Raw genomic sequence first — 19746 nt, forward strand, 5'->3', positions numbered from 1 at the left:
TCTCGTGGAATTTCTACGTTCGATTGTTTTGCCCTTGGAACGACGGAACCGTTGTCCCCATGACCACACCCCCTCCCCACCCCCAGCGCCTCCCCCTCACCGACGGCCCCTTCCTCGTTGGGGACCGGGTCCGCGGAACCACCTACGTCCCGCCCGCCCTCCGCAAGCGCGAGGCGTCCGAGCCAGTCGAGGGCGTCGTCGTGCAGGTCGGATCCGGTTACGAGAACGCCGACGCCGAGGACGGCGACCTTCTCTGGGTACGGATCGCCGACTGCACCGAGCGTCAGTGCCGCGTGGGTGACGTCGTCACCGCCGGCGTCGAAACTGAGCCGCTCTGCGACATCTGCAAGGTCGGCCGCGCCCCCTTCCTGCGCTACGGCACCCTGGAGAACACCGGCCGCATGTGCTCGGCGTGCCTGCACAGGACCCGTCTGTGCGCCATCTGCCAGCAGCCCACCAGCACGGCAATGGTCGCCCTACCCACGGTCGACCAGGGAACGGGGCCGGGCTGGACCTCGTACGCGTGCCTGGACTGCACGGAACGGAAGGGCATGGGAACGTGACCGACATGGCCGAGCGCGTATCTGAGATGTCGGTGGCGGAGTTCGAGACGCTCGCCTCCGCCGCCCCAGAAACCGTGACACTGGAGTTCCTCGGGGGACGCCTCGGCGTCAAGAGGGCACCGGACGGTGACCGCAGTACCGTCGTCGCCTGGCTGGCCCGGCGCTGTATGCAGTCCAGGCCCGAGCTGGACCTGTACCAGGGCACGGGGCTCCGGGTGGAGGCCCATCAAGAGGGCAGGGCGAAACCGGACGCGGTACTCGCACCCGAGGCCCACTTCGCGGGGTGCGGCGAATGGGCCGACCCGGCCGGGGCTCTGCTGGTCGTCGAGGTCACCTCGTACGACGCGGACACGGACCGGCGGAGCCGCCACGAGAAGCCGGCCGCGTACGGCCAGTCCGGCATCCCTCTGTACCTGCTCATCGACCGGGACTCGTGCACCCTCACCGTGCACAGCTCTCCGGACCGGGCGGTCGGCGGCTACCGCGCCATCCACACCGCGAAGTTCGGCGAGAAGGTGCTCCTCCCCGACCCGGTCGGCATCGAACTCGACACGGAGATCCTCAAGAACTACGTGCGTTGAACCCGTACGCGCGGCCCCAACTGCCCACTCACCGCTGGGACTTCACGGCGTAGCCCAGCGCGACCAGCCCGACGCCGACCGCGAAGAGTGACGGCGACCCGCCGTTGAACAACATCAGAAGGGCACCCGCTCCCCACAGCCTGGGCTGCCTCACTCGCCACGGCAGCCGCTTGCCCGGCACCCGGCCGAGGAGCAGGGCGTGCACCCCGACGACGACCCAGGCGACGGCAAGCCCCAGCACCACCAAGCCCAGCAGGATGAACCCGAAACCCCCATAACCCATATGTCCCCCTGACCAGCAAGCGACGAGGTCCCGCCCTACCCGGATGGGACGGACGGGACCTCAACCTCGTACAACCAAAGGCGACTACGCCAGCAGCGCCGGAATCGTCCCCTCGTGCGCGGAACAGCGACCACCGCGCGGCCGGCCGACTCCGAGAACAGGAGCGTGAACGCGTCGAGCCCGTCCGGTACGACGAGACGCGCGCCCTTTCCGCCCAGCAGCGCCGACTCCACGACCGCCTGGATCAGGCCGCCGTCCGGCAGATCGTGCGCGGAGTCAATCATGCCGTCACGGGACGCGGAGATCAGGACTTCCGCCAGGATGGCGGGCGCACGAAGCGGTGACATCGGTTACCCGACTGTCGAGAAAAGGATCGACGGCCCGCCCAACCTCCCCCGGACCCCGCACCTCTTCAGGTGCGTAGACGCGCACTGACCCCGCGCGCCGATCCGTACACGAGGGGAACCAGAGACTCCATGAACAACAAGCTCGCCGCCGTCGCCCTGGCCGCTGTCGTCGTCGGCGGCTACGCCGTCGCCACCGTCCCGGCCTCGGCCGCCACCACCTCCGGCGCCACCGCCAAGGCCGCTCCGACCCGCTGCCACACCGCCGACCTGAAGGCCGGTTTCGCCACGGGCGGCGACGCGGCGCCGGAGATGGGGCAGACCACGAAGCAGACGCAGGCGTACATCTGGTTCACCAACAAGAGCTCGCGCACCTGCACACTGTCCGGTTTCCCCGGTGTCGACATGGTCGGCGCCCAGTCGACCGACGGGACGTGGTCGCTGGCGCGCTCCTCCAAGAAGCCCGTGAAGATCACCCTGGAGAAGGGCGACACGGTGGACTTCAGCATCAACCTGCTCCCGGTGGCCAAGTCCACGCCGAAGACGGAGAAGTTCGTCCCGAAGCAGTTCCTGGTCACCCCGCCGAACGAGACGAAGCACTTCACCCTGACCTGGCCCTTCGGCGGCCAGATCCTCAAGCAGGACGGCGCCACCCACCCGGGCACTTACGCCAACCCGATCGGCTTCTGACCCCCCACGTCGACCGAACAGGGCCCCGCCTGCCAACCGGCAGACGGGGCCCTCACCGTCGTACAGCCAGAACCGACTACGCCAGCAGCGCCGGGATCGTCGCCTCGTGCGCCTCGCGCAGTTCCGTCAAGGGCAGGGTGAACTCACCCTGGAGTTCCACCGCGTCGCCGTCGACGACGCCGATTCGCGTCACCGGCAGACCCCGCGCACCGCACATGTCGTTGAAGCGGAGCTCCTCCGAGCGCGGGACCGCGACCACCGCGCGGCCCGCCGACTCCGAGAACAGGAGGGTGAACGCGTCCAGCCCGTCCGGTACGACGAGACGCGCGCCCTTTCCGCCAAGGAGAGCCGACTCCACGACCGCCTGGATCAGGCCGCCGTCCGACAGGTCGTGCGCGGAGTCGATCATGCCGTCACGGGAGGCGGAGATCAGGATCTCGGCCAGGAGACGCTCACGTTCCAGGTCGACCTTGGGCGGCAGGCCACCCAGGTGGTCGTGCACGACCTGCGACCACGCCGACCCACTGAGCTCCTCGCGCGTGTCGCCGAGGAGGTACAGCAGCTGGCCCTCCTCCTGGAAGGCGACCGGGGTGCGACGCGCTACGTCGTCGATGACGCCCAGGACCGCGACGACGGGCGTCGGGTGGATGGCCGCCTCGCCGGTCTGGTTGTAGAGCGAGACGTTGCCGCCGGTCACCGGGGTGCCCAACTGCAGGCAGGCGTCCGCGAGTCCACGTACCGCCTCCGCGAACTGCCACATCACTGCCGGGTCTTCGGGCGAGCCGAAGTTCAGGCAGTCGGAGACCGCGAGGGGCTTCGCGCCCGTTGTCGCCACGTTCCGGTAGGCCTCCGAGAGCGCCAACTGCGCGCCCGCGTACGGGTCGAGCTTCGCGAAGCGGCCGTTGCCGTCCGTCGCGATGGCGACGCCGAGGCCGGTCGTCTCGTCGATGCGGATCATCCCGGAGTCCTCGGGCTGGGCCAACACCGTGTTGCCCTGCACGAAGTGGTCGTACTGGGAGGTGATCCAGGACTTGGAGGCCTGGTTGGGGGACGAGACGAGTTGGAGGACTTGCGCCTTCAGCTCCTCCGAAGTCGCCGGGCGGGGAAGCTTGTTGGCGTCGTCCGCCTGGAGGGCGTCCTGCCAGTCCGGGCGGGCGTACGGGCGCTCGTAGACCGGGCCGTCGTGCGCGACCGTGCGCGGGTCGACGTCGACGATCTTGCCGCCGTGCCAGAAGATCTCGAGACGGTCGCCGTCGGTGACCTCACCGATCACTGTGGCGATGACGTCCCACTTGTCGCAGATGGCGAGGAACCGGTCGACCTTCTCCGGCTCGACCACCGCGCACATGCGTTCCTGCGACTCGCTCATGAGGATTTCCTCGGGAGAGAGCGTCGAGTCGCGGAGCGGGACGTCGTCGAGGGTGACGCGCATGCCGCCGGAGCCGTTGGACGCCAGCTCGGACGTGGCGCAGGACAGGCCCGCCGCGCCGAGGTCCTGGATGCCGACGACCAGCTTCTCCTTGAAGGCCTCCAGGGTGCACTCGATGAGGAGCTTCTCCTGGAAGGGGTCACCGACCTGGACTGCGGGGCGCTTCGACGGCTTCGCGTCGTCGAAGGTCTCCGAGGCGAGGATCGACGCGCCGCCGATGCCGTCGCCGCCCGTGCGGGCCCCGTACAGGATGACCTTGTTGCCCGTGCCCGACGCCTTCGCCAGGTGGATGTCCTCGTGCCGCATCACACCGATCGCACCGGCGTTGACCAGCGGGTTCCCCTGGTAGCAGGCGTCGAAGACGACCTCGCCGCCGATGTTGGGGAGCCCGAGGCAGTTGCCGTAGCCCCCGATGCCCGCCACCACACCCGGCAGCACGCGCTTGGTGTCGGGGTGGTCCGCCGCACCGAAACGCAGAGGGTCGACCACGGCGACCGGCCTGGCACCCATCGCGATGATGTCGCGCACGATTCCGCCGACGCCCGTGGCCGCGCCCTGGTAGGGCTCGACGTAGGACGGGTGGTTGTGCGACTCGACCTTGAAGGTGACCGCGTAGCCCTGGCCGACGTCGACGACCCCCGCGTTCTCGCCGATACCGACGAGCATCGCGTCGGAGTGCGGGGCCTTCTCGCCGAACTGGCGCAGGTGCACCTTCGACGACTTGTAGCTGCAGTGCTCGGACCACATGACCGAGTACATGGCCAGCTCGGCGCCGGTCGGCCGGCGGCCGAGGATCTCCACGACCCGCTCGTACTCGTCCTTCTTCAGGCCGAGTTCGGCCCAGGGCAGCTCGACGTCGGGGGTCTCGGCCGCGTGCTCGACCGTGTCCAGAGGCGTCCGGCTCATGCGTTGACCAGCTTCTTGAGGATCGAGGTGAAGAAGGGGAGGCCGTCCGTGCGGCCGGAGCCGATCAGCGGCTCCACGGCGTGCTCCGGGTGCGGCATGAGGCCTACGACGTTCCCGGCGGCGTTGGTGATGCCGGCGATGTCGCGGAGCGAGCCGTTCGGGTTGCCGTATCCATCAGTGGCTTCGCCACGGGCGAGATACCGGAAGACGACCCGGCCCTCCGCCTCCAGCTCGTCGAGCGTGCGCTCGTCGGCGACGTACCGGCCGTCCATGTTCTTCAGCGGGATGTGGATCTCCTGGCCGGCCGCGTAGTCGACGGTCCAGGCGGTGTCCGCGTTCTCCACCCGCAGCTTCTGGTCACGGCAGATGAAGTGCAGGTGGTCGTTGCCGAGCATCCCGCCCGGCAGAAGGTGCGCCTCGGTGAGGATCTGGAAGCCGTTGCAGATGCCGAGGACCGGCATGCCCGACTTCGCCTGCTCGATGACCGACTCCATCACCGGCGAGAAACGGGAGATGGCACCCGCGCGCAGATAGTCGCCGTACGAGAATCCGCCGGGCAGAACCACCGCGTCGACCTGCTTGAGGTCCTTGTCCTTGTGCCAGAGAGCTACCGGCTCGGCACCCGCGAGACGGATCGCACGCTGTGTGTCCCGGTCGTCCAGTGAACCCGGAAAGGTGACGACTCCAATACGAGCAGTCACTTCTCTTCCCCCACCATCTCCTCCACCTTCACGGTGAAGTCCTCGATCACGGTGTTGGCGAGGAAGGATTCGGCAAGATCATGGATGCGGGCGAGCGCGGCGTCGTCCACCGGCCCGTCAACTTCCAGTTCGAATCGCTTTCCCTGACGTACGTCGGAGACGCCCTCGAAACCGAGACGCGGCAGTGCACGCTGCACCGCCTGGCCCTGGGGGTCGAGGATCTCCGGCTTGAGCATGACGTCGACTACGACGCGTGCCACTGGCACTCCCGGTGTGTGGTGCTGAGCAGGTTCCTTCAGGATACCCGCACAAAATTTCTACGCGGGTAGATTCGTAGGAAACTACGGGAGCCGGGGAGTGTGGCATCACGATCCGGTATCGGAGCGGTGCCAACGCGAAAAATTCTGGGAAAGATCCGGGTTCACAACCAGGATGTCCATTGCGGGGAGACGCGCGGACAGATTTAGTCGGTCTTCCCATTGCAATGCCGGGCACTGTACAAAGGAAAAGGCATTAGCCGATACTTTGCCCAATAACTGTCGGACAACCGAGATCTCCCGACACCTCCCGACGTCCACGCATGTCGCGGTCAAGGTGTCGCACGAAGGGACCGATATTCGTGGCTCAGCGTGTCGTGGTCACACTCTCCGACGACATCGACGGCTCGGAAGCGGCGGAAACGATCGCCTTCGGACTCGACGGCAAGTCGTACGAGATCGACCTGAATCAAACCAATGCCGAGAAACTGCGTAAGGCACTGGAGCCGTACGTGGACGCCGGCCGCAAGCGGTCGCGTTCGGGCAAGACGTACAAGCAGACGGAGGTCGCCCCCGACCCCGCGGCGGTCCGGGCCTGGGCCCTCGCCAACAAGTTCGACGTACCGACCCGGGGCCGTATCCCGAAGAAGGTGTACGAGGCCTTCACCGCCGCGCAGTAGGCGGCCTTCAGCCATCCGGCAGCCGGGCCTCAGCGCCCCACCGCCCCCTCGGCACAACCGACTTGCGTTGACCCCCCGCTGATCAGCTAGAGTCTGGAACACGCCGAGGGGCAAGGCCGAAAGGCCCGGCTCACGGAGGCTTGCGGGTGTAGTTCAGTAGCAGAACATCCCCCTTCCAGGGGGAAGGCGCAGTGTGCAATTCCTGTCACCCGCTCTGCATCGCCGGTCCTGACCACTCTGTGGATCAGGTAGGCTGGTGCTCGCGCCAGTCGGTGAAAGCCGACTGGAGGCAATGCGGACGTAGCTCAGTTGGTAGAGCGCAACCTTGCCAAGGTTGAGGTCGCCAGTTCGAACCTGGTCGTCCGCTCCAGATCAAGACCCCGGTCCTCGTGACCGGGGTCTTTTTCGTGTTCCGTCTGTGGCAGCTGACATTTGTCATGTGCGGTGATGACACCACGCACTGCCTTCCAGTCCTTCCCGCCGGGATGCTGAAGACATGGAAACCAACGAACGCGAACACGTGATTGAGGTCACTGACCTGCGGCGTGTGTACGGGGGCGGGTTCGAGGCGGTGCGTGGGGTGTCCTTCTCCGTGGGCCGCGGGGAGGTCTTCGCCCTGCTGGGCACGAACGGCGCCGGCAAGACGTCGACCGTCGAGCTGCTGGAGGGGCTGGCGGCGCCCGCCGGAGGACGGGTGCGGGTGCTGGGCCATGATCCGTACACCGAGCGGGCCCTCGTACGGCCGCGTACCGGCGTGATGCTCCAGGAGGGCGGCTTCCCGTCCGAGCTGACCGTCGGCGAGACCGCGCGGATGTGGGCCGCCTGTACGACCGGGGCGCGGCCCGAGGCGGAGGCGCTCGCCCTCGTCGGTCTTGAGCGGCGCACCGACGTACGCGTGAAGCAGCTGTCCGGGGGTGAGCGGCGGCGCCTCGACCTCGCGCTCGCCCTCCTCGGCAACCCCGAGGTGCTGTTCCTCGACGAACCGACGACCGGCCTCGACGCCGAAGGGCGCCAGGCCACCTGGGAGTTGGTACGGGAACTGCGCGCCGGCGGTACGACCGTACTGCTCACCACGCATTACCTGGAGGAGGCCGAGGATCTCGCCGACCGGCTCGCCATCCTCCACGAGGGGCGCATCGCCGCCTCCGGTACGCCTGCCGAGGTGACCGCCTCGCAGCCGTCCCGGATCTCCTTCGAACTGCCCGCGGGCTACTTCGTGGGCGACCTGCCGCCGCTGGGCCCGCTCGGTGTGAGCGGGTACGAGGAGCAGGGGCGCGTCGTCCTGCTGCGAACCCATGAACTCCAGCGCGCGGCAACGCGGTTGCTGGTGTGGGCGGAGCAGGCCGGGGTCACGCTGCGGGGGCTGGACGTGCGGTCGGCCTCGCTGGAGGAGGCGTTCCTGCGGATCGCCCGGGAGGCTTCCGCGGGCGTGGGGGATTCCGGCGCCACTGTCGCCGCTGTCGGCGCTGTCGGCGCTGTCGGCGCTGTCGGCGCTGTCGGCGCTGTCGGCGCTGTCGGCGCTGTCGGCGCTGTCGGCGCTGTCGGCGCTGTTGCCAATGAGGAGAGTGTCGCGTGAGTACGGTCATCGGTGCGGGCGGTACGACCACTCCCGCCGGGCGGATGCGGGCCCTGGCTCGGGCCGAGTCGACGTTGTTCCTGCGCAACAAGGGGACCCTGGTGGCCGCCCTGTTCGTGCCGCTGGTGCTGCCGGTCAGTGTGCGGTCCGCCACGTCGGACAGCGACCTGAAAGAGGCCGGCCTCGACCTCGGGACGCTCATCCTGCCCGCCTCGGTCGGCTTCTCCCTCCTCTTCGCCGTGTACGCGGCCCTCGTCGGCGTCTACGTCGCCCGGCGCGAGGAACTCGTCCTCAAACGGCTGCGCACCGGGGAGTTGCGCGACGTCGAGATACTCACCGGCTCGGCGCTCCCCGCCGCCGCGACAGGCCTCGTACAGTGCCTGCTGCTGGCTGTCGGCTGCACCGTCCTGCTCGATATCGACGCGCCACCGGCGCCCCAACTCGCCGTCATCGGGCTTCTGTTGGGCCTGGTGACCAGTGTGGCGCTGGCCGCTCTCACCGCCACTTTCAGCCGGACCACCGAGAGCGCGCAGGTCACCTCGCTGCCGCTGATGCTCATCTCGTTCCTCGGCTCCGGGATCACCGTCCCGCTGGAAGTGCTGCCCGACCGGCTCGCGTCCTTCTGCGAGCTTCTCCCGCTGACGCCCGCGATCACCCTCGTACGCGGGGCCTGGACCGGTGACCTCTCGGCGTACGAGGCCCTGGGCGCCGTACTGACCGGTCTGGCCTGGACCGTGCTGTCGGTGTTTGCTGTACGACGGTGGTTCCGCTGGGAGCCCCGGCGATAGTGGAAGTCGAAGTGGACAGCGGGGGGCGCGGGGACATGGGCAGGCCGAGGCCGGGGAACTGGTGGGGGCGCAAGAGCACACCGGCGAAGGTGGAGACGTACACGCGCTGGTCGTTCCATCTCTTCCCCTTCGTCGAGATCACGGCGATCGCACTGCCCGTCCTCGGGGAGGTGGACGCGCGGCTCGCGCCCTGGCTGTTCGTGCTGGTGTGCACGCACGCGGTGCTCTGCGCGGTCCACGCGTCCCGGGCGCTGGACTGGATCCGCGGGACCCGGGAACAGCCGCTGCGGTTGTCGGCCGTACTCGGTGCGGTCACCGCGGCGATCGGGATCCTGGCGCTCGTCCTGGCCACCCACGGGCCGGGCGGCGAGGACACCGAGACCGTCGCCGGCAGCCTGTTCGCCGCGGTGTTCTCCTTCGGCACCGGGACCGTCACCCTCGGCATACGCAGCCGACTGCGGATGCTGTCGCTGGTGGCCGGGCTGGCCGTGGGCACGGTCGCCGTGGCCCTCACGCTGGGCCTCTCGATGGGCGCGGCCCTCGGCACGGGCCTGGCCGTACTGTTCGGCGCCGGATTCATGACCCTGACCTTCGTCTTCTCCGTGTGGCTGCTCACCGCCGTCTACGAACTCGACGAGGCCCGGGAGAACCGGGCCCGCCTCGCCGTCGCCGAGGAGCGGCTGCGGTTCGGGCGCGATCTGCACGACGTGATGGGACGGAACCTCGCGGTGATCGCCCTCAAGAGCGAGCTGGCGGTGCAGCTCGCCCGCCGCGAACGCCCCGAGGCCGTCGACCAGATGATCGAGGTGCAGCGGATCGCACGGGAGTCACAGCGGGAGGTACGGGATGTCGTACGGGGGTACCGCGAGGCCGACCTCGGTGCGGAACTCCTGGGCGCACAGGGGGTGTTGACCGCCGCCGGGATCTCGTGCGAGGTGAGCGGGGAAGCGGTGGGGCTGCCGGGTGAGGTGCAGTCGGCGCTCGGGTGGGTGGTCCGGGAAGCGGCCACCAATGTGCTGCGGCACGGGGATGCCGGGTGGTGCGGGGTTCGGGTTCGGGTGCGAGTGGGAGACGGGTGCGTGGTGCTGACCGTGGAGAACGACGGGGTCGCTCACAGGGGGGAGGCGCGCGAGGAGTCCGGGGTGGGGGCGGGGTCCGGGCTTGTCGGGTTGCGGGAGCGGTTGTCCGCCGTGGACGGGCGGCTGGAGGCGGGGGTCGTGGGAGAAGGTGAGGATCGGTTCCGGGTGGTCGCCACTGTGCCGTTGCCCGCCGGTACGGGGACGGGTTCGGGTTCGGGTTCGGGGACTGGTGCCGTGGTCGTTGTGAGTGAGGTCACGTCATGAGTGGTGTGCGGCTGCTGCTCGCCGACGACGAGCACCTCATCCGGGGTGCGCTGGCCGCTCTGCTCGGGCTCGAGGACGATCTCGTGGTCGTCGCCGAGGCCGCCACCGGACCCGAGGCGCTGGCCATGGCTCGGGCTCACCGGCCCGACGTGGCGGTGCTCGATCTTGAGATGCCGGGCGCGGACGGTGTGAAGGTCGCCACATCGCTGCGTACCGAACTGCCGGAGTGCCGGGTGCTGATCGTGACCAGTCATGGCCGGCCGGGGCATCTGAAGCGGGCGCTTGAGGCCGGTGTGCGCGGGTTCGTCCCCAAGACCGTCAGCGCCCAGCGACTCGCCGAGATCATCCGGACCGTGCACGCCGGAAACCGTTACGTCGACCCGGAGTTGGCGGCCGACGCGATCTCCGCCGGGGACTCGCCGCTGACCGCGCGCGAGGCCGAGGTGCTCGAACTCGCCGCCGACGGCGCACCTGTCGCGGAGATCGCGGAACGGGCCGCGCTGTCGCAGGGGACCGTACGGAACTATCTGTCCTCGGCCGTGTCGAAACTCGGGGCGGAGAACCGGCATGCGGCAGTACGGCTCGCACGGCTTCGGGGTTGGGTATAGTTGGCATCGCGCCACGGCACGTACGGGGCGCGATGCGGACGTAGCTCAGTTGGTAGAGCGCAACCTTGCCAAGGTTGAGGTCGCCAGTTCGAACCTGGTCGTCCGCTCCAGATCAAGCCCCCCGGCTTCGGCCGGGGGGCTTTGTCGTGCGCCGACGCCGTGCGCCGGCCCGTGCACTAGGCCCAGCTCAGGCCCGTCAGACGCTCGTACGCCTCGATGTACTTCGCCCGGGTCGCGTCCGTGACGTGCTGCGGGAGCGGCGGCGGGGGCTGCTCGCTGGCGCGGACCCAGCCGGACTCCGAGGACGTCAGCCAGTCCCGTACGAACTGCTTGTCGAACGAGGGCTGCGCGTGGCCCGGCTCCCACTGGTCGGCCGGCCAGAAGCGGGACGAGTCGGGGGTGAGGACCTCGTCGGCGAGAACCAGCTTCTCGCCTTCCTCGGTGCTCTCGTAGCCGAACTCGAACTTGGTGTCCGCCAGGATGATGCCCCGGTCGCGGGCGATGTCCCGGGCCCGGGAGTACACGGCGAGGGTCGCCTGACGGAGCTCGGCGGCGGTCTCCGCGCCGACCTGGCGGGCGACCTCCTCGTACGACACGTTCTCGTCGTGCTCGCCGACCGCGGCCTTCGTGGCCGGGGTGAAGATCGGGGCGGGCAGCTCGGAGCCGTCGGAGAGCCCCTCGGGCAGGGCCAGGCCGCAGACCGTACGGGACTGGTTGTACTCGGTGAGGCCGGAGCCGGTGAGGTAGCCGCGGGCCACACACTCCACCGGCATCATGCGCAGGGACTTGCAGACCAGGGTGCGGCCCGCCCAGTCGGCGGGCGCGCCCGGCGGAAGTTCGGTGCTCAGGACGTGGTTGGGGGCCAGGTCGGCGAGCTGGTCGAACCACCAGAGCGAGAGCTGGGTGAGGACGCGGCCCTTGTCGGGGATCTCCGTCTGCAGCACCCAGTCGAAGGCGGAGATGCGGTCGCTGGCGACCATCACGAGGTCGCCCGCCTCGTTCTGGTACAGGTCGCGCACCTTGCCGGTGTGCAGATGCACGAGACCCGGAACCTGAAGGGGCTCGGGCTTTTCTACGAATCCGGACACGGTTCCTCCCCGTGGTGATGACCAAGTGGCTCGGTGTGGCTCGATTCTCCCGTATGCGGAGCACACCTTTCGCCGGGGGGAGGCGGGAGACCGTTCAGTCTCGTTTGCAGATGCGGTCCAGGAGGTTCGCCGTGGCCCGCTGGACCCGGGGATCCACATGGCCTGGGCGGTCCAGGGCGGGGGACCACGCGAACGTTCCGGACGCGAAGACCAGGGCGCCTGACGGGGCCCGGTAGAGGGAGGTCTCCTGGTGGCGGAGGGCGCCCTCGCTGTCGGCGTACGGGGAGTGCGCGAGGAGGATGCGGTCCTCGTGCTCGGGGAGCTGGGTGCGCGGGAAGTAGCGGTCGGCCTCGCCTGCCACCATGCCCTCGATCTTGTCGCCGTCGTGCGCGCCGGTCGCCTCCCACATCCAGTGGTCGGCGTTGCGGACGACTAAGGGGGTCGGCTCCGGGACCCTCCCCGCGTACTGGATGCCGATCAACTGCTGCTCCGGACGGTCGATTTCACGCCACAGGGCCGGCTTTCCGGGGCCGCGGCGCTTTCGGCAGGTGAGGAGGCGATCCGGGACGCCCGACGGGGACGGGCCCAGCTCCACCTGCCAGTACATGGTGTTGGCGGAGAGGAAGACGAGGGAGGTGCCGTTCTCCCGGGCGAGTTCCGTGGTGCGGCGCATCGCCGAGGACCAGTACTCGTCGTGGCCCGGGAAGACCAGGCCCCGGTAGCGGGTGGGGTCGACGCGGCCGGCGTGCAGGTCGCGGGCGTCGGCGTACGCGACGTCGTAGCCGTAGCGCTCGGCGAAGCGGATGAAGTCGTAGGCGTGACCCACGTGGAGGGGGAGGCCCGCGCCGGCGTACGGACGGTCGAAGGAGACCGTCGTCGCGGCGTCGGCCTCGCCGAGGAGCCGGCCGTCCTCGTCCCACGCGTGGTAGAGGCTCGCGCCGGTCCGGCCGTCCTCCGGGTAGAGGTTGTACGCCTGCCAGGTGATGTCCGGCAGGAGGAGCAGCAGGTCCGCCGGGTGGTTGTCGCGGACCGTGAACGGGATGTGCGAGCGGTAGCCGTCGGCCGTGGTGAGCACGGCGACGTACGCCCCGATGTTCCAGTACGACGGGATCTGCAGCCGCCAGGACAGCCACCAGTGGTGGCAGGAGACGGTCCGGTCGGCGGTGAGCGGCGGGGGCTGGACGATGCCGGAGAGGCGGGGGCTCGTCGTGATCTTCGCCGCGCCGTCGCCGCCGTAGTGGCCGATGCGGTAGATGTCGACGGCGAACTCCTGCGGCGGGTCGACGGTGATGTGGAAGTCGATCGCCTCGCCGGGGGCGGCCGGGCCGGTGGAGGCGAACCCCTTGATCTGACGGTGCACGTCGTCGGCGGCGCGGGGGCCGCCGGTGGTGGAGGGCGTGGTGCGGGGAGCGGGGATCCTGGCGGTGCCGCTCCGGCGCGTGGGTGTGGGCGGGGGCGCTGTCGGGTCTAAGGGGTCCACGTACCAGGGCACGACCTGGCCGGTGTCGCTGAAGTACGTCTCGCTGCCGCGCAGCCAGGGGACGGGGCCCAGGCCGAAGGGGTCCGTGACGGCGTGCGCGAGTGCCCCTGACTCCCAGCGGCGGATCGGCTGCGACCCCATGTGCGTCCCTCCCTGGCTCCCCCGTCAGGCGTCTGTCTTATGTCCCGAGCGATTGCCATGTGCGCGTTCGGTCCCAGCACATCACATTACGCACGCGGTACGTCACCGTTCGTCGCGAATTGGCCGTAAGCGAAAGAAAGGGGTCCGACCGGTTTCTTCGTAACCGGTCGGTGGTGTCTGGGGGCTGCTGCCCCCAGGCCCCCGCTGTCGGCCCTGGACGGGCCTTGTCCTCAAACGCCGGACCGGCTGGAAAAGATCACACAAGCCGTACGGGTTTCTCCGGGCGTACTCCTGTTGTGCGGAGCCAGGTTTCCAGGGGGGTCGGGTCGCCCGTTTCTATCAGGGTCAGGATTTTGGGGCCCAGGTCTGCCGCTCGTTCGCCGTTCAGGAGGAGGGAGGGGCCGTCCAGCCAGTCCAGGCCCGGGGTCGCGCCCGCCGTGTCCATCGCCGCGCAGCACACCATCGCGGTGACGTGATCGGCGAGCAGTTCGCGTCCCGTGCGCGGGGGCTGGAGCGGGAACAGGGGCAGCGTTCCGTCGTCCCAGAGGGACGTGTCCGGGGCCTGTTGTCCGCCTGCCGGTGTCGCCGCCTCCTCTCGGGCGACCTCCGCGCTGAGCCCGGCGGCGAGCGCCTCGCCGCGTTCGCTTGCGACATCTTCGTACTCGTCGTGCTCGTGCTCGTCCCCAGCGAGGTCTGTCGCTGTCGCGGGGGGCTGGGGTGTCGTCAGGTGGGTCATCACCCGCGACAGGGTCGGGGCGTCGGGGGCCTGGGGCTCGGGGGTTGTCGGGGCGGACTCCAGGGTGTCCAGGACTCGGTGCAGGCGCGCCGCGTCCGTACGCCACTTGCGGTCGACCACCTCGTCCGGGTACTCCTGCCAGTCGACCGGGGCCCAGTCGGGGCCTGACTCTGCCGGGCCGCCGTGGAAGAGGCGGGCGGCGAGCAGGGAGGCCGCCTCGTCGACCAGGCCGGGTTCCTCGAGGAGGTCGCAGGCCGGGCGTTCGCCCAGGCGGGACGTGAAGCCCTCGGCCAGCCTGTCCCGGCGGGAGAGTTCCGTGAGCGCCGCGACGACGCCGGCGTCCAGCCGGGCGGGCCAGCGGCCCATCCGCCAGGCGGGGAGCGCGACCCGGGTCAGCAGCCGGTCCCAGCCCGCGTACGCCAGACCGACCTGCTCCTGTGCGACGATCCGCAGCCCGTAATCCACAGCCTGTGCACACTCGGCGGCGGTCGCCGCGACCCCGCGCTCCATCTCGGACGCGTGCACCCGGCAGCCGCGCAGCAGCACCCTCGCCACCCAGCCGACGCCCGCGAGCGCCGCACGGGACGCCGGGCCGCGCTGGGGAGCCCCGGCCACGGCGACCGCCGCGTCCAGGCCCCGTACGAAGCGCCGTGCCGCCGCGATGTCCGGGTGCGCCGAAGGCCCCGTACCCGCGACGACCGGGGCGAGGACCGCGCGCAGCTCGGCCACGCGCATCCACCACAGGAACGGCGAACCGATCACGAGGACGGGCGACGCGGGCACCGACGTACGCCGCCGCTGTCCCTGGAAGGCGGGACGCAGGCCGCGTACACCGGATATCTCGTCGCGGCCCTCCGGGGCCGGCGGGGCGTTGGCGGGGTGGGTGCGGTCCTCCAGCCAGCTGTCGCAGTCGGGGGTGAGCGCTATCGCGGAGGGCGCGGGGACGCCCAGGCGGTCGGCCAGGTCGCGCACCAGGTGATAGAGGTCCAGAGCCGATTCCTCGGCGATCGGGACCGTGGGGCTCATGGCCGGGCGGGCGCGGGCGACGACGAGGGCGATGCCGGTGGCGGCGAGGAGTACGACCAGTGCGGCGACGCTCGTGATCCAGCGGGCGAGGTGCCAGCCGCCGCCCACCAGGTGGCCGCTGGAACCCCCCGCCAGCAGCACGACGGCGACGGCCGCGGGCAGCAGGGCGACGGCCAGGGCCCTGCTGCGGATGCGCAGCACGGCGAGGGCCCGGGAACGCGCGACCTGCGCGCCCGCCTCCACACCCATACCGGTCACGACCGGATGTCACCCCCTACCTTTTCCGCACACACCTGACATTGCTCACTCCCCCACTGTGGCACCCACCACTGACATCGCAATGCCGGTGGGCCAAGTGCCGGAACGCTTGCGCCGCACCATAGTTGGGGGCCCGGTCCTCGTCAGCCGGATGGGGGATCGGTCACTCGATGGAATGGCTTTGGGGAGAGGTGGATGACACGCGGTGGCGGTGAAGTGGCAGCTGGGAGGGGGTAGGAGGGGACAGGGGGCGGTCTGGGACGGCCTGCGGACGCGGCAGAAACACTCTCGGGCCCCGCATCCTTAGACGGATTCGGGGCCCGAGAGGTTCATCGAGGGGTGCGGGAACTACAGGGCATTACTCCCCTGTTGCCGCCTTCGCCGCCTTTGCCGCGATGTCCGTGCGGTGCTGGGAGCCGTCCAGGCGGATGCGGCCGAGAGCGGTGTACGCGCGGTCACGGGCCTGGTTCAGGTCCTTGCCGGTCGCCGTCACGGAGAGCACCCGGCCGCCCGCGCTCACGATCGCGTCGCCGTCGCGCTTCGTACCCGCGTGCAGGACGTACGCGTGCGGGGCGTCCTCGGCGGCCACGTCGGCGAGGCCGGTGATCGGGTCGCCGGTGCGGGGGGTGCCGGGGTAGTTGTGCGAGGCGATGACCACGGTGACCGCCGCGTCGTCGCTCCAGCGCAGCGGTTCCAGGTCGGCGAGGGTGCCGTTCGCCGCCGCGAGCAGGATGCCCGCCAGCGGGGTCTTCAGACGGGCCAGGACGACCTGGGTCTCCGGGTCGCCGAAGCGGGCGTTGAACTCGATCACGCGGGTGCCGCGCGAGGTGATCGCGAGGCCCGCGTAGAGGAGGCCGGAGAAGGGGGTGCCGCGGCGGCGCAGCTCGTCGACCGTCGGCTGCAGGACCGTCTGGAGAACCTCGTCGACCAGCTTGGGGTCGGCCCACGGGAGCGGCGAGTAGGCGCCCATGCCGCCCGTGTTCGGGCCCTCGTCGTCGTCCAGCGCGCGCTTGAAGTCCTGGGCGGGCTGGAGCGGGAGGACCGTCTCGCCGTCGGTGATCGCGAAGAGGGAGACCTCGGGGCCGTCGAGGAACTCCTCGATGACGACGCGCTCGCAGGAGTTCGCGTGCGCGGCGGCCTCCTTGAGGTCGGCGGTGACCACGACGCCCTTGCCCGCCGCGAGTCCGTCGTCCTTCACGACGTACGGGGCTCCGAAGGCGTCGAGGGCCTCGTCGACCTCCTCGGGCGTCGTGCAGACGTACGAACGCGCTGTGGGGACGCCGGCTCCCGCCATGACGTCCTTCGCGAAGGCCTTGGAGCCCTCCAGCTGCGCGGCCTCCTTGGAGGGGCCGAAGACCGGGATGCCCGCCTCACGCACGGCGTCGGCGACCCCGGCGACGAGCGGCGCCTCCGGCCCTACGACGACCAGGTCGGCGTCCAGCTCCAGGGCGAGCGCCGCTACGGCCTTGCCGTCGAGGGGATCGACCTGGTGCAGCTCGGCGACCTCGGCGATGCCGGCGTTGCCGGGGGCGCAGTGGAGCGCGCTGACGTCGGGGTCGAGGGACAGGGAGCGGCACAGGGCGTGTTCGCGGGCGCCGTTACCGATGAGGAGGACCTTCACGGGGGTCAGCTTAGTGGGCGGGGTGAAGTGCTTGGGCGGAGTGGCCGGGGGTGAGGTGTTTGGCGGGCTTGGTGCGGGCCTCGCCTGGGGCTGTCGCCTCCGGGCCCCCGCTCCGGCCCTGAACGGGCCTTGTCCTCGATCGCCGGACGGGCTGGTGGGCGGGCCTTGGGTGGGCTTGACTGGCCTGGCCTGGCCTGGGCGGCTGGTTCCCCTGCTCGTTCGACAACCCGTCCTACTTGATTACTCGTTCGAGAACTCCTCGACCACCGTCGCGCCCAGCTCTCTCACGATCAGTTCGTGGCCGGAGAGGGCGGACTCGTCGAGGTCGGGGTCGTCGTCCTCGGGGGTGTCGTCCTCGGGGGCGATGGGTGGGGGTTCCGGGGCCGGGGGCTGCGAAACCGGGGGGGCGGAGGGCTGGGGGCGGGGGGCGCCGGATGCCTGGGGGGCGGACGGCGCGGGGGACGCGGGCGGGGGCTGCTGGTGGGGGGCGGGCGGTGCGGTCGGGGTGGCGGCGCTGTAACCGCCACCGCCACCGCCGTATCCACCACCTTGTCCACCGGCGCCGTAAGCGCCTGGGGCGCCGCCTCCGCCGTAGCCGCCGGGCGCGCCGGATGCGGGGGCCGCCTGACCGCCGCCCGTCGGGTCGACGATCGCCTCGATCCTCCACTGCACGTTGAACTGTTCCGACAGCGCCTGCTTCAGCACTTCCTCGCTGCCGCTGCTGGCGAAGTTGTCCCGCGCGCCCGCGTTCATGAAGCCGAGCTGGAGGGTGGTGCCGTCGAAGCCGCTGACCTGGGCATTCTGGCTGAGCAGGATCCAGGTGAACCGGCGGCGGTTCTTCACAGACTCCAGGATGTTCGGCCAGAGCATGCGGGGATCGAGGCCGCCGGGGACGGGGGCGCCGGCCTGCGCGGCGGCGGGGGCCGGGGCATGAGCCTGGGGCTGGGGTGAGGACTGGGCGTAGGTCGCTGGCGGGGTGGGTGCGGCAGGGGCCGGGGGCCGGCCGCCGCCCGCCGGTGTCGCGGTGGGCCAGCCTCCGGGGCGGCGGCCACTGCCTGCGGCGGTCGCGGTGGGCCAGGCGCCGGGGGCGGTCCGGGCGGGGGCCTGTGTAGGGGCTGGTGCTACCGGGGCCTGGGCTTGGGGCTGGGGTTGCGGTTGTGTTTGCGGTTGATGCTGGGGTTGCGGTTGATGCTGGGGTTGGAAGGGGGCCTGGGGCTGCGCGGCAGGCGCGCCACCGCCCGCGTCCGTAGTGACGGGCACGCCGCCCGTGTTCGGCGCCTCCGGCGACACACCGGGCATGACCGGCGCGCCCGGCGCCTCCGTTCCCCTCACCGCCGCCCGTGCCGCCGCGACCCCTCCGCCCGCCGGGATCGGTGCGCCCATGGGGCCGCCCGCCACCGCGCCCTCGTGGGCACCGGGTCCCGGCACGTACCCCATGGGAATACCGGCGCCGCCCATGCCCATCGCGGGACCGCCGGAGAAGTTGACTCCGCGCTCCAGTTTGTCGAGGCGGGCCATGATCGAGCGCTCGTCGCCGTACGCAGCGGGAAGCAGCACGCGCGCGCAGATGAGTTCCAGCTGGAGACGGGGCGAGGTCGCGCCCCGCATCTCCGTGAGGCCGTCGTTGACGAGGTCGGCGGCGCGGCTGAGTTCGGCGGCGCCGAAGACGCCGGCCTGGGCCTGCATGCGCTCGATGACGTCCACCGGAGCGTCGATCAGCCCCTTCTCCGCCGCGTCCGGGACAGCGGCGAGGATCACCAGGTCGCGCAGCCGTTCGAGCAGGTCGGCGACGAAGCGGCGCGGGTCGTTGCCACCCTCGATGATGCGGTCCACGACCTCGAAGGCCGCCGCTCCGTCCCCGGAGGCGAACGCCTCGACGACGGAATCCAGCAGCGATCCGTCGGTGTAGCCGAGCAGGGAGGTGGCCATGGCGTACGTCACGCCTTCGGCTCCGGCGCCGGCCAGCAGCTGGTCCATGACGGACATCGAGTCTCGTACGGAGCCGGCGCCGGACCGTACGACCAGAGGCAGCACGCCGTCGGCGACCGGGATGTTCTCGTGTCCGCAGACCTCGGCGAGGTACTCGCGGAGCGTGCCGGGCGGGACCAGCCGGAAGGGGTAGTGGTGGGTCCGGGAGCGGATCGTCCCGATGACCTTCTCGGGTTCCGTGGTCGCGAAGATGAACTTGAGGTGCTCCGGCGGCTCCTCGACGACCTTGAGCAGGGCGTTGAAACCGGCCGACGTGACCATGTGGGCCTCGTCGATGATGTAGATCTTGTAGCGGCTGCTCGCCGGTCCGAAGAAGGCCTTTTCACGCAGGTCACGGGCGTCGTCCACACCACCGTGCGACGCCGCGTCGATCTCGATGACGTCGATCGACCCCGGCCCGTTGCGGGCCAGGTCCTGGCAGGACTGGCATTCGCCGCAGGGTGTCGGCGTGGGCCCCTTCTCGCAGTTCAGGCAGCGCGCCAGGATGCGCGCACTGGTCGTCTTGCCGCAGCCGCGCGGCCCGCTGAACAGGTACGCGTGATTGACCCGGTTGTTCCGCAGCGCCTGCTGCAGCGGGTCGGTTACATGCTCCTGCCCGATGACCTCGGCGAACGACTCCGGGCGGTAGCGGCGGTACAGCGCAAGGGACGACACGCAT

Annotated in this window: 17 protein-coding genes, 3 tRNA genes and 1 pseudogene; 11 read left to right on the forward strand and 10 right to left on the reverse strand. The window is 70.4% G+C overall.

Annotated features, from left to right (window positions below; genetic code table 11):
• Positions 1–59: 59 nt before the first annotated feature.
• Both PV396_RS39760 and PV396_RS39765 read left to right on the forward strand, forming a co-directional pair.
• Positions 60–563, forward strand: coding sequence for a hypothetical protein (locus PV396_RS39760; protein WP_319213202.1), 504 nt, complete (start codon positions 60–62; stop codon positions 561–563).
• Complete coding sequence (locus tag PV396_RS39765) at positions 560–1144, forward strand: Uma2 family endonuclease (RefSeq protein ID WP_319213203.1); 585 nt, start codon at positions 560–562, stop codon at positions 1142–1144. Before PV396_RS39760 ends, PV396_RS39765 begins: the two co-directional genes overlap by 4 nt.
• A gap of 28 nt (positions 1145–1172) precedes the next feature.
• On the opposite strand, the gene PV396_RS39770 is transcribed toward PV396_RS39765, so the two are convergent.
• A complete protein-coding gene (locus PV396_RS39770) occupies positions 1173–1427 on the reverse strand; it encodes a hypothetical protein (RefSeq protein WP_319213204.1) in 255 nt (84 codons plus the stop codon).
• 113 nt (positions 1428–1540) lie between these two features.
• Positions 1541–1759: pseudogene (locus PV396_RS39775) on the reverse strand (AIR synthase-related protein); the annotation flags it as partial.
• A 144-nt stretch (positions 1760–1903) separates the two neighbouring features.
• Between PV396_RS39775 and PV396_RS39780 the strand changes: the two are divergent.
• A complete protein-coding gene (locus tag PV396_RS39780; protein WP_319213205.1) occupies positions 1904–2461 on the forward strand; it encodes a DUF4232 domain-containing protein in 558 nt (185 codons plus the stop codon).
• A 76-nt stretch (positions 2462–2537) separates the two neighbouring features.
• Here the strand turns inward: PV396_RS39780 and purL are convergent, their stop codons facing one another.
• Genes purL through purS form a run of 3 tightly spaced genes read right to left on the reverse strand, consistent with a single transcriptional unit; the run spans position 2538 to position 5757 of the window.
• Positions 2538–4796 carry a phosphoribosylformylglycinamidine synthase subunit PurL gene (gene purL / locus PV396_RS39785; protein ID WP_319213206.1) on the reverse strand — a complete coding sequence of 753 codons (2259 nt, stop codon included), beginning with the start codon at positions 4794–4796 and terminating at the stop codon, positions 2538–2540.
• Positions 4793–5497, reverse strand: a complete 705-nt coding sequence (purQ, locus tag PV396_RS39790; RefSeq protein WP_319213207.1) for a phosphoribosylformylglycinamidine synthase subunit PurQ — start codon at positions 5495–5497, stop codon at positions 4793–4795. Before purQ ends, purL begins: the two co-directional genes overlap by 4 nt.
• Entirely contained in the window at positions 5494–5757 is a 264-nt protein-coding gene (purS, locus tag PV396_RS39795) for a phosphoribosylformylglycinamidine synthase subunit PurS (protein ID WP_006377276.1), read from the reverse strand. Before purS ends, purQ begins: the two co-directional genes overlap by 4 nt.
• A gap of 359 nt (positions 5758–6116) precedes the next feature.
• On the opposite strand from purS, the gene PV396_RS39800 reads away from it, so the two are divergent.
• The 8 genes from PV396_RS39800 (at position 6117) to PV396_RS39835 (ending at position 10859) form a co-directional block, all read left to right on the forward strand.
• A complete protein-coding gene (locus tag PV396_RS39800; protein ID WP_319213208.1) occupies positions 6117–6434 on the forward strand; it encodes a histone-like nucleoid-structuring protein Lsr2 in 318 nt (105 codons plus the stop codon).
• 142 nt (positions 6435–6576) lie between these two features.
• Positions 6577–6648, forward strand: a tRNA-Gly gene (locus PV396_RS39805).
• A gap of 80 nt (positions 6649–6728) precedes the next feature.
• Positions 6729–6804 (forward strand) — tRNA-Gly (locus PV396_RS39810).
• A gap of 126 nt (positions 6805–6930) precedes the next feature.
• The gene (locus PV396_RS39815; protein WP_319213209.1) at positions 6931–8010 is read left to right on the forward strand and encodes an ABC transporter ATP-binding protein; all 1080 of its coding nucleotides are present in this window, start codon (positions 6931–6933) and stop codon (positions 8008–8010) included.
• Positions 8011–8054: 44 nt separating this feature from the next.
• A complete protein-coding gene (locus PV396_RS39820; RefSeq protein WP_319213246.1) occupies positions 8055–8798 on the forward strand; it encodes an ABC transporter permease in 744 nt (247 codons plus the stop codon).
• 35 nt (positions 8799–8833) lie between these two features.
• Positions 8834–10141 (forward strand): histidine kinase, encoded by a 1308-nt coding sequence (locus PV396_RS39825; protein WP_319213210.1) that lies wholly within the window; start codon positions 8834–8836, stop codon positions 10139–10141.
• The gene (locus PV396_RS39830; RefSeq protein WP_319213211.1) at positions 10138–10749 is read left to right on the forward strand and encodes a response regulator transcription factor; all 612 of its coding nucleotides are present in this window, start codon (positions 10138–10140) and stop codon (positions 10747–10749) included. The genes PV396_RS39825 and PV396_RS39830 overlap by 4 nt, the downstream gene beginning before the upstream one ends.
• 34 nt (positions 10750–10783) lie before the next feature.
• Positions 10784–10859: transfer RNA gene (locus tag PV396_RS39835), tRNA-Gly, on the forward strand.
• Between the two features lie 66 nt (positions 10860–10925).
• On the opposite strand, the gene PV396_RS39840 is transcribed toward PV396_RS39835, so the two are convergent.
• From PV396_RS39840 to PV396_RS39860, 5 genes are all read right to left on the reverse strand, one after another.
• A complete protein-coding gene (locus PV396_RS39840; protein ID WP_319213212.1) occupies positions 10926–11837 on the reverse strand; it encodes a phosphoribosylaminoimidazolesuccinocarboxamide synthase in 912 nt (303 codons plus the stop codon).
• Positions 11838–11931: 94 nt separating this feature from the next.
• Positions 11932–13458, reverse strand: coding sequence for a N,N-dimethylformamidase beta subunit family domain-containing protein (locus tag PV396_RS39845; RefSeq protein WP_319213213.1), 1527 nt, complete (start codon positions 13456–13458; stop codon positions 11932–11934).
• A gap of 256 nt (positions 13459–13714) precedes the next feature.
• Complete coding sequence (locus PV396_RS39850; RefSeq protein ID WP_319213247.1) at positions 13715–15469, reverse strand: hypothetical protein; 1755 nt, start codon at positions 15467–15469, stop codon at positions 13715–13717.
• A 367-nt stretch (positions 15470–15836) separates the two neighbouring features.
• Positions 15837–17099, reverse strand: a complete 1263-nt coding sequence (purD, locus tag PV396_RS39855; RefSeq protein WP_319213214.1) for a phosphoribosylamine--glycine ligase — start codon at positions 17097–17099, stop codon at positions 15837–15839.
• A gap of 240 nt (positions 17100–17339) precedes the next feature.
• Positions 17340–19742 carry a DNA polymerase III subunit gamma and tau gene (locus tag PV396_RS39860; protein ID WP_319213215.1) on the reverse strand — a complete coding sequence of 801 codons (2403 nt, stop codon included), beginning with the start codon at positions 19740–19742 and terminating at the stop codon, positions 17340–17342.
• Positions 19743–19746: the final 4 nt, after the last annotated feature.

Source organism: Streptomyces sp. ME02-8801-2C (assembly GCF_033793965.1).
Taxonomy (GTDB): domain Bacteria; phylum Actinomycetota; class Actinomycetes; order Streptomycetales; family Streptomycetaceae; genus Streptomyces.

What these genes read in the sequence shown, in the direction of transcription:
- PV396_RS39760 (WP_319213202.1), top strand. Translation starts at nt 60, where the DNA reads ATGACCACACCCCCTCCCCACCCCCAGCGCCTCCCCCTCACCGACGGC.
- PV396_RS39770 (WP_319213204.1), bottom strand. Translation starts at nt 1,427, where the DNA reads ATGGGTTATGGGGGTTTCGGGTTCATCCTGCTGGGCTTGGTGGTGCTG.
- PV396_RS39780 (WP_319213205.1), top strand. Translation starts at nt 1,904, where the DNA reads ATGAACAACAAGCTCGCCGCCGTCGCCCTGGCCGCTGTCGTCGTCGGC.
- purL (WP_319213206.1), bottom strand. Translation starts at nt 4,796, where the DNA reads ATGAGCCGGACGCCTCTGGACACGGTCGAGCACGCGGCCGAGACCCCC.
- PV396_RS39815 (WP_319213209.1), top strand. Translation starts at nt 6,931, where the DNA reads ATGGAAACCAACGAACGCGAACACGTGATTGAGGTCACTGACCTGCGG.
- PV396_RS39820 (WP_319213246.1), top strand. Translation starts at nt 8,055, where the DNA reads ATGCGGGCCCTGGCTCGGGCCGAGTCGACGTTGTTCCTGCGCAACAAG.
- PV396_RS39825 (WP_319213210.1), top strand. Translation starts at nt 8,834, where the DNA reads ATGGGCAGGCCGAGGCCGGGGAACTGGTGGGGGCGCAAGAGCACACCG.
- PV396_RS39830 (WP_319213211.1), top strand. Translation starts at nt 10,138, where the DNA reads ATGAGTGGTGTGCGGCTGCTGCTCGCCGACGACGAGCACCTCATCCGG.
- PV396_RS39845 (WP_319213213.1), bottom strand. Translation starts at nt 13,458, where the DNA reads ATGGGGTCGCAGCCGATCCGCCGCTGGGAGTCAGGGGCACTCGCGCAC.
- PV396_RS39850 (WP_319213247.1), bottom strand. Translation starts at nt 15,469, where the DNA reads ATGGGTGTGGAGGCGGGCGCGCAGGTCGCGCGTTCCCGGGCCCTCGCC.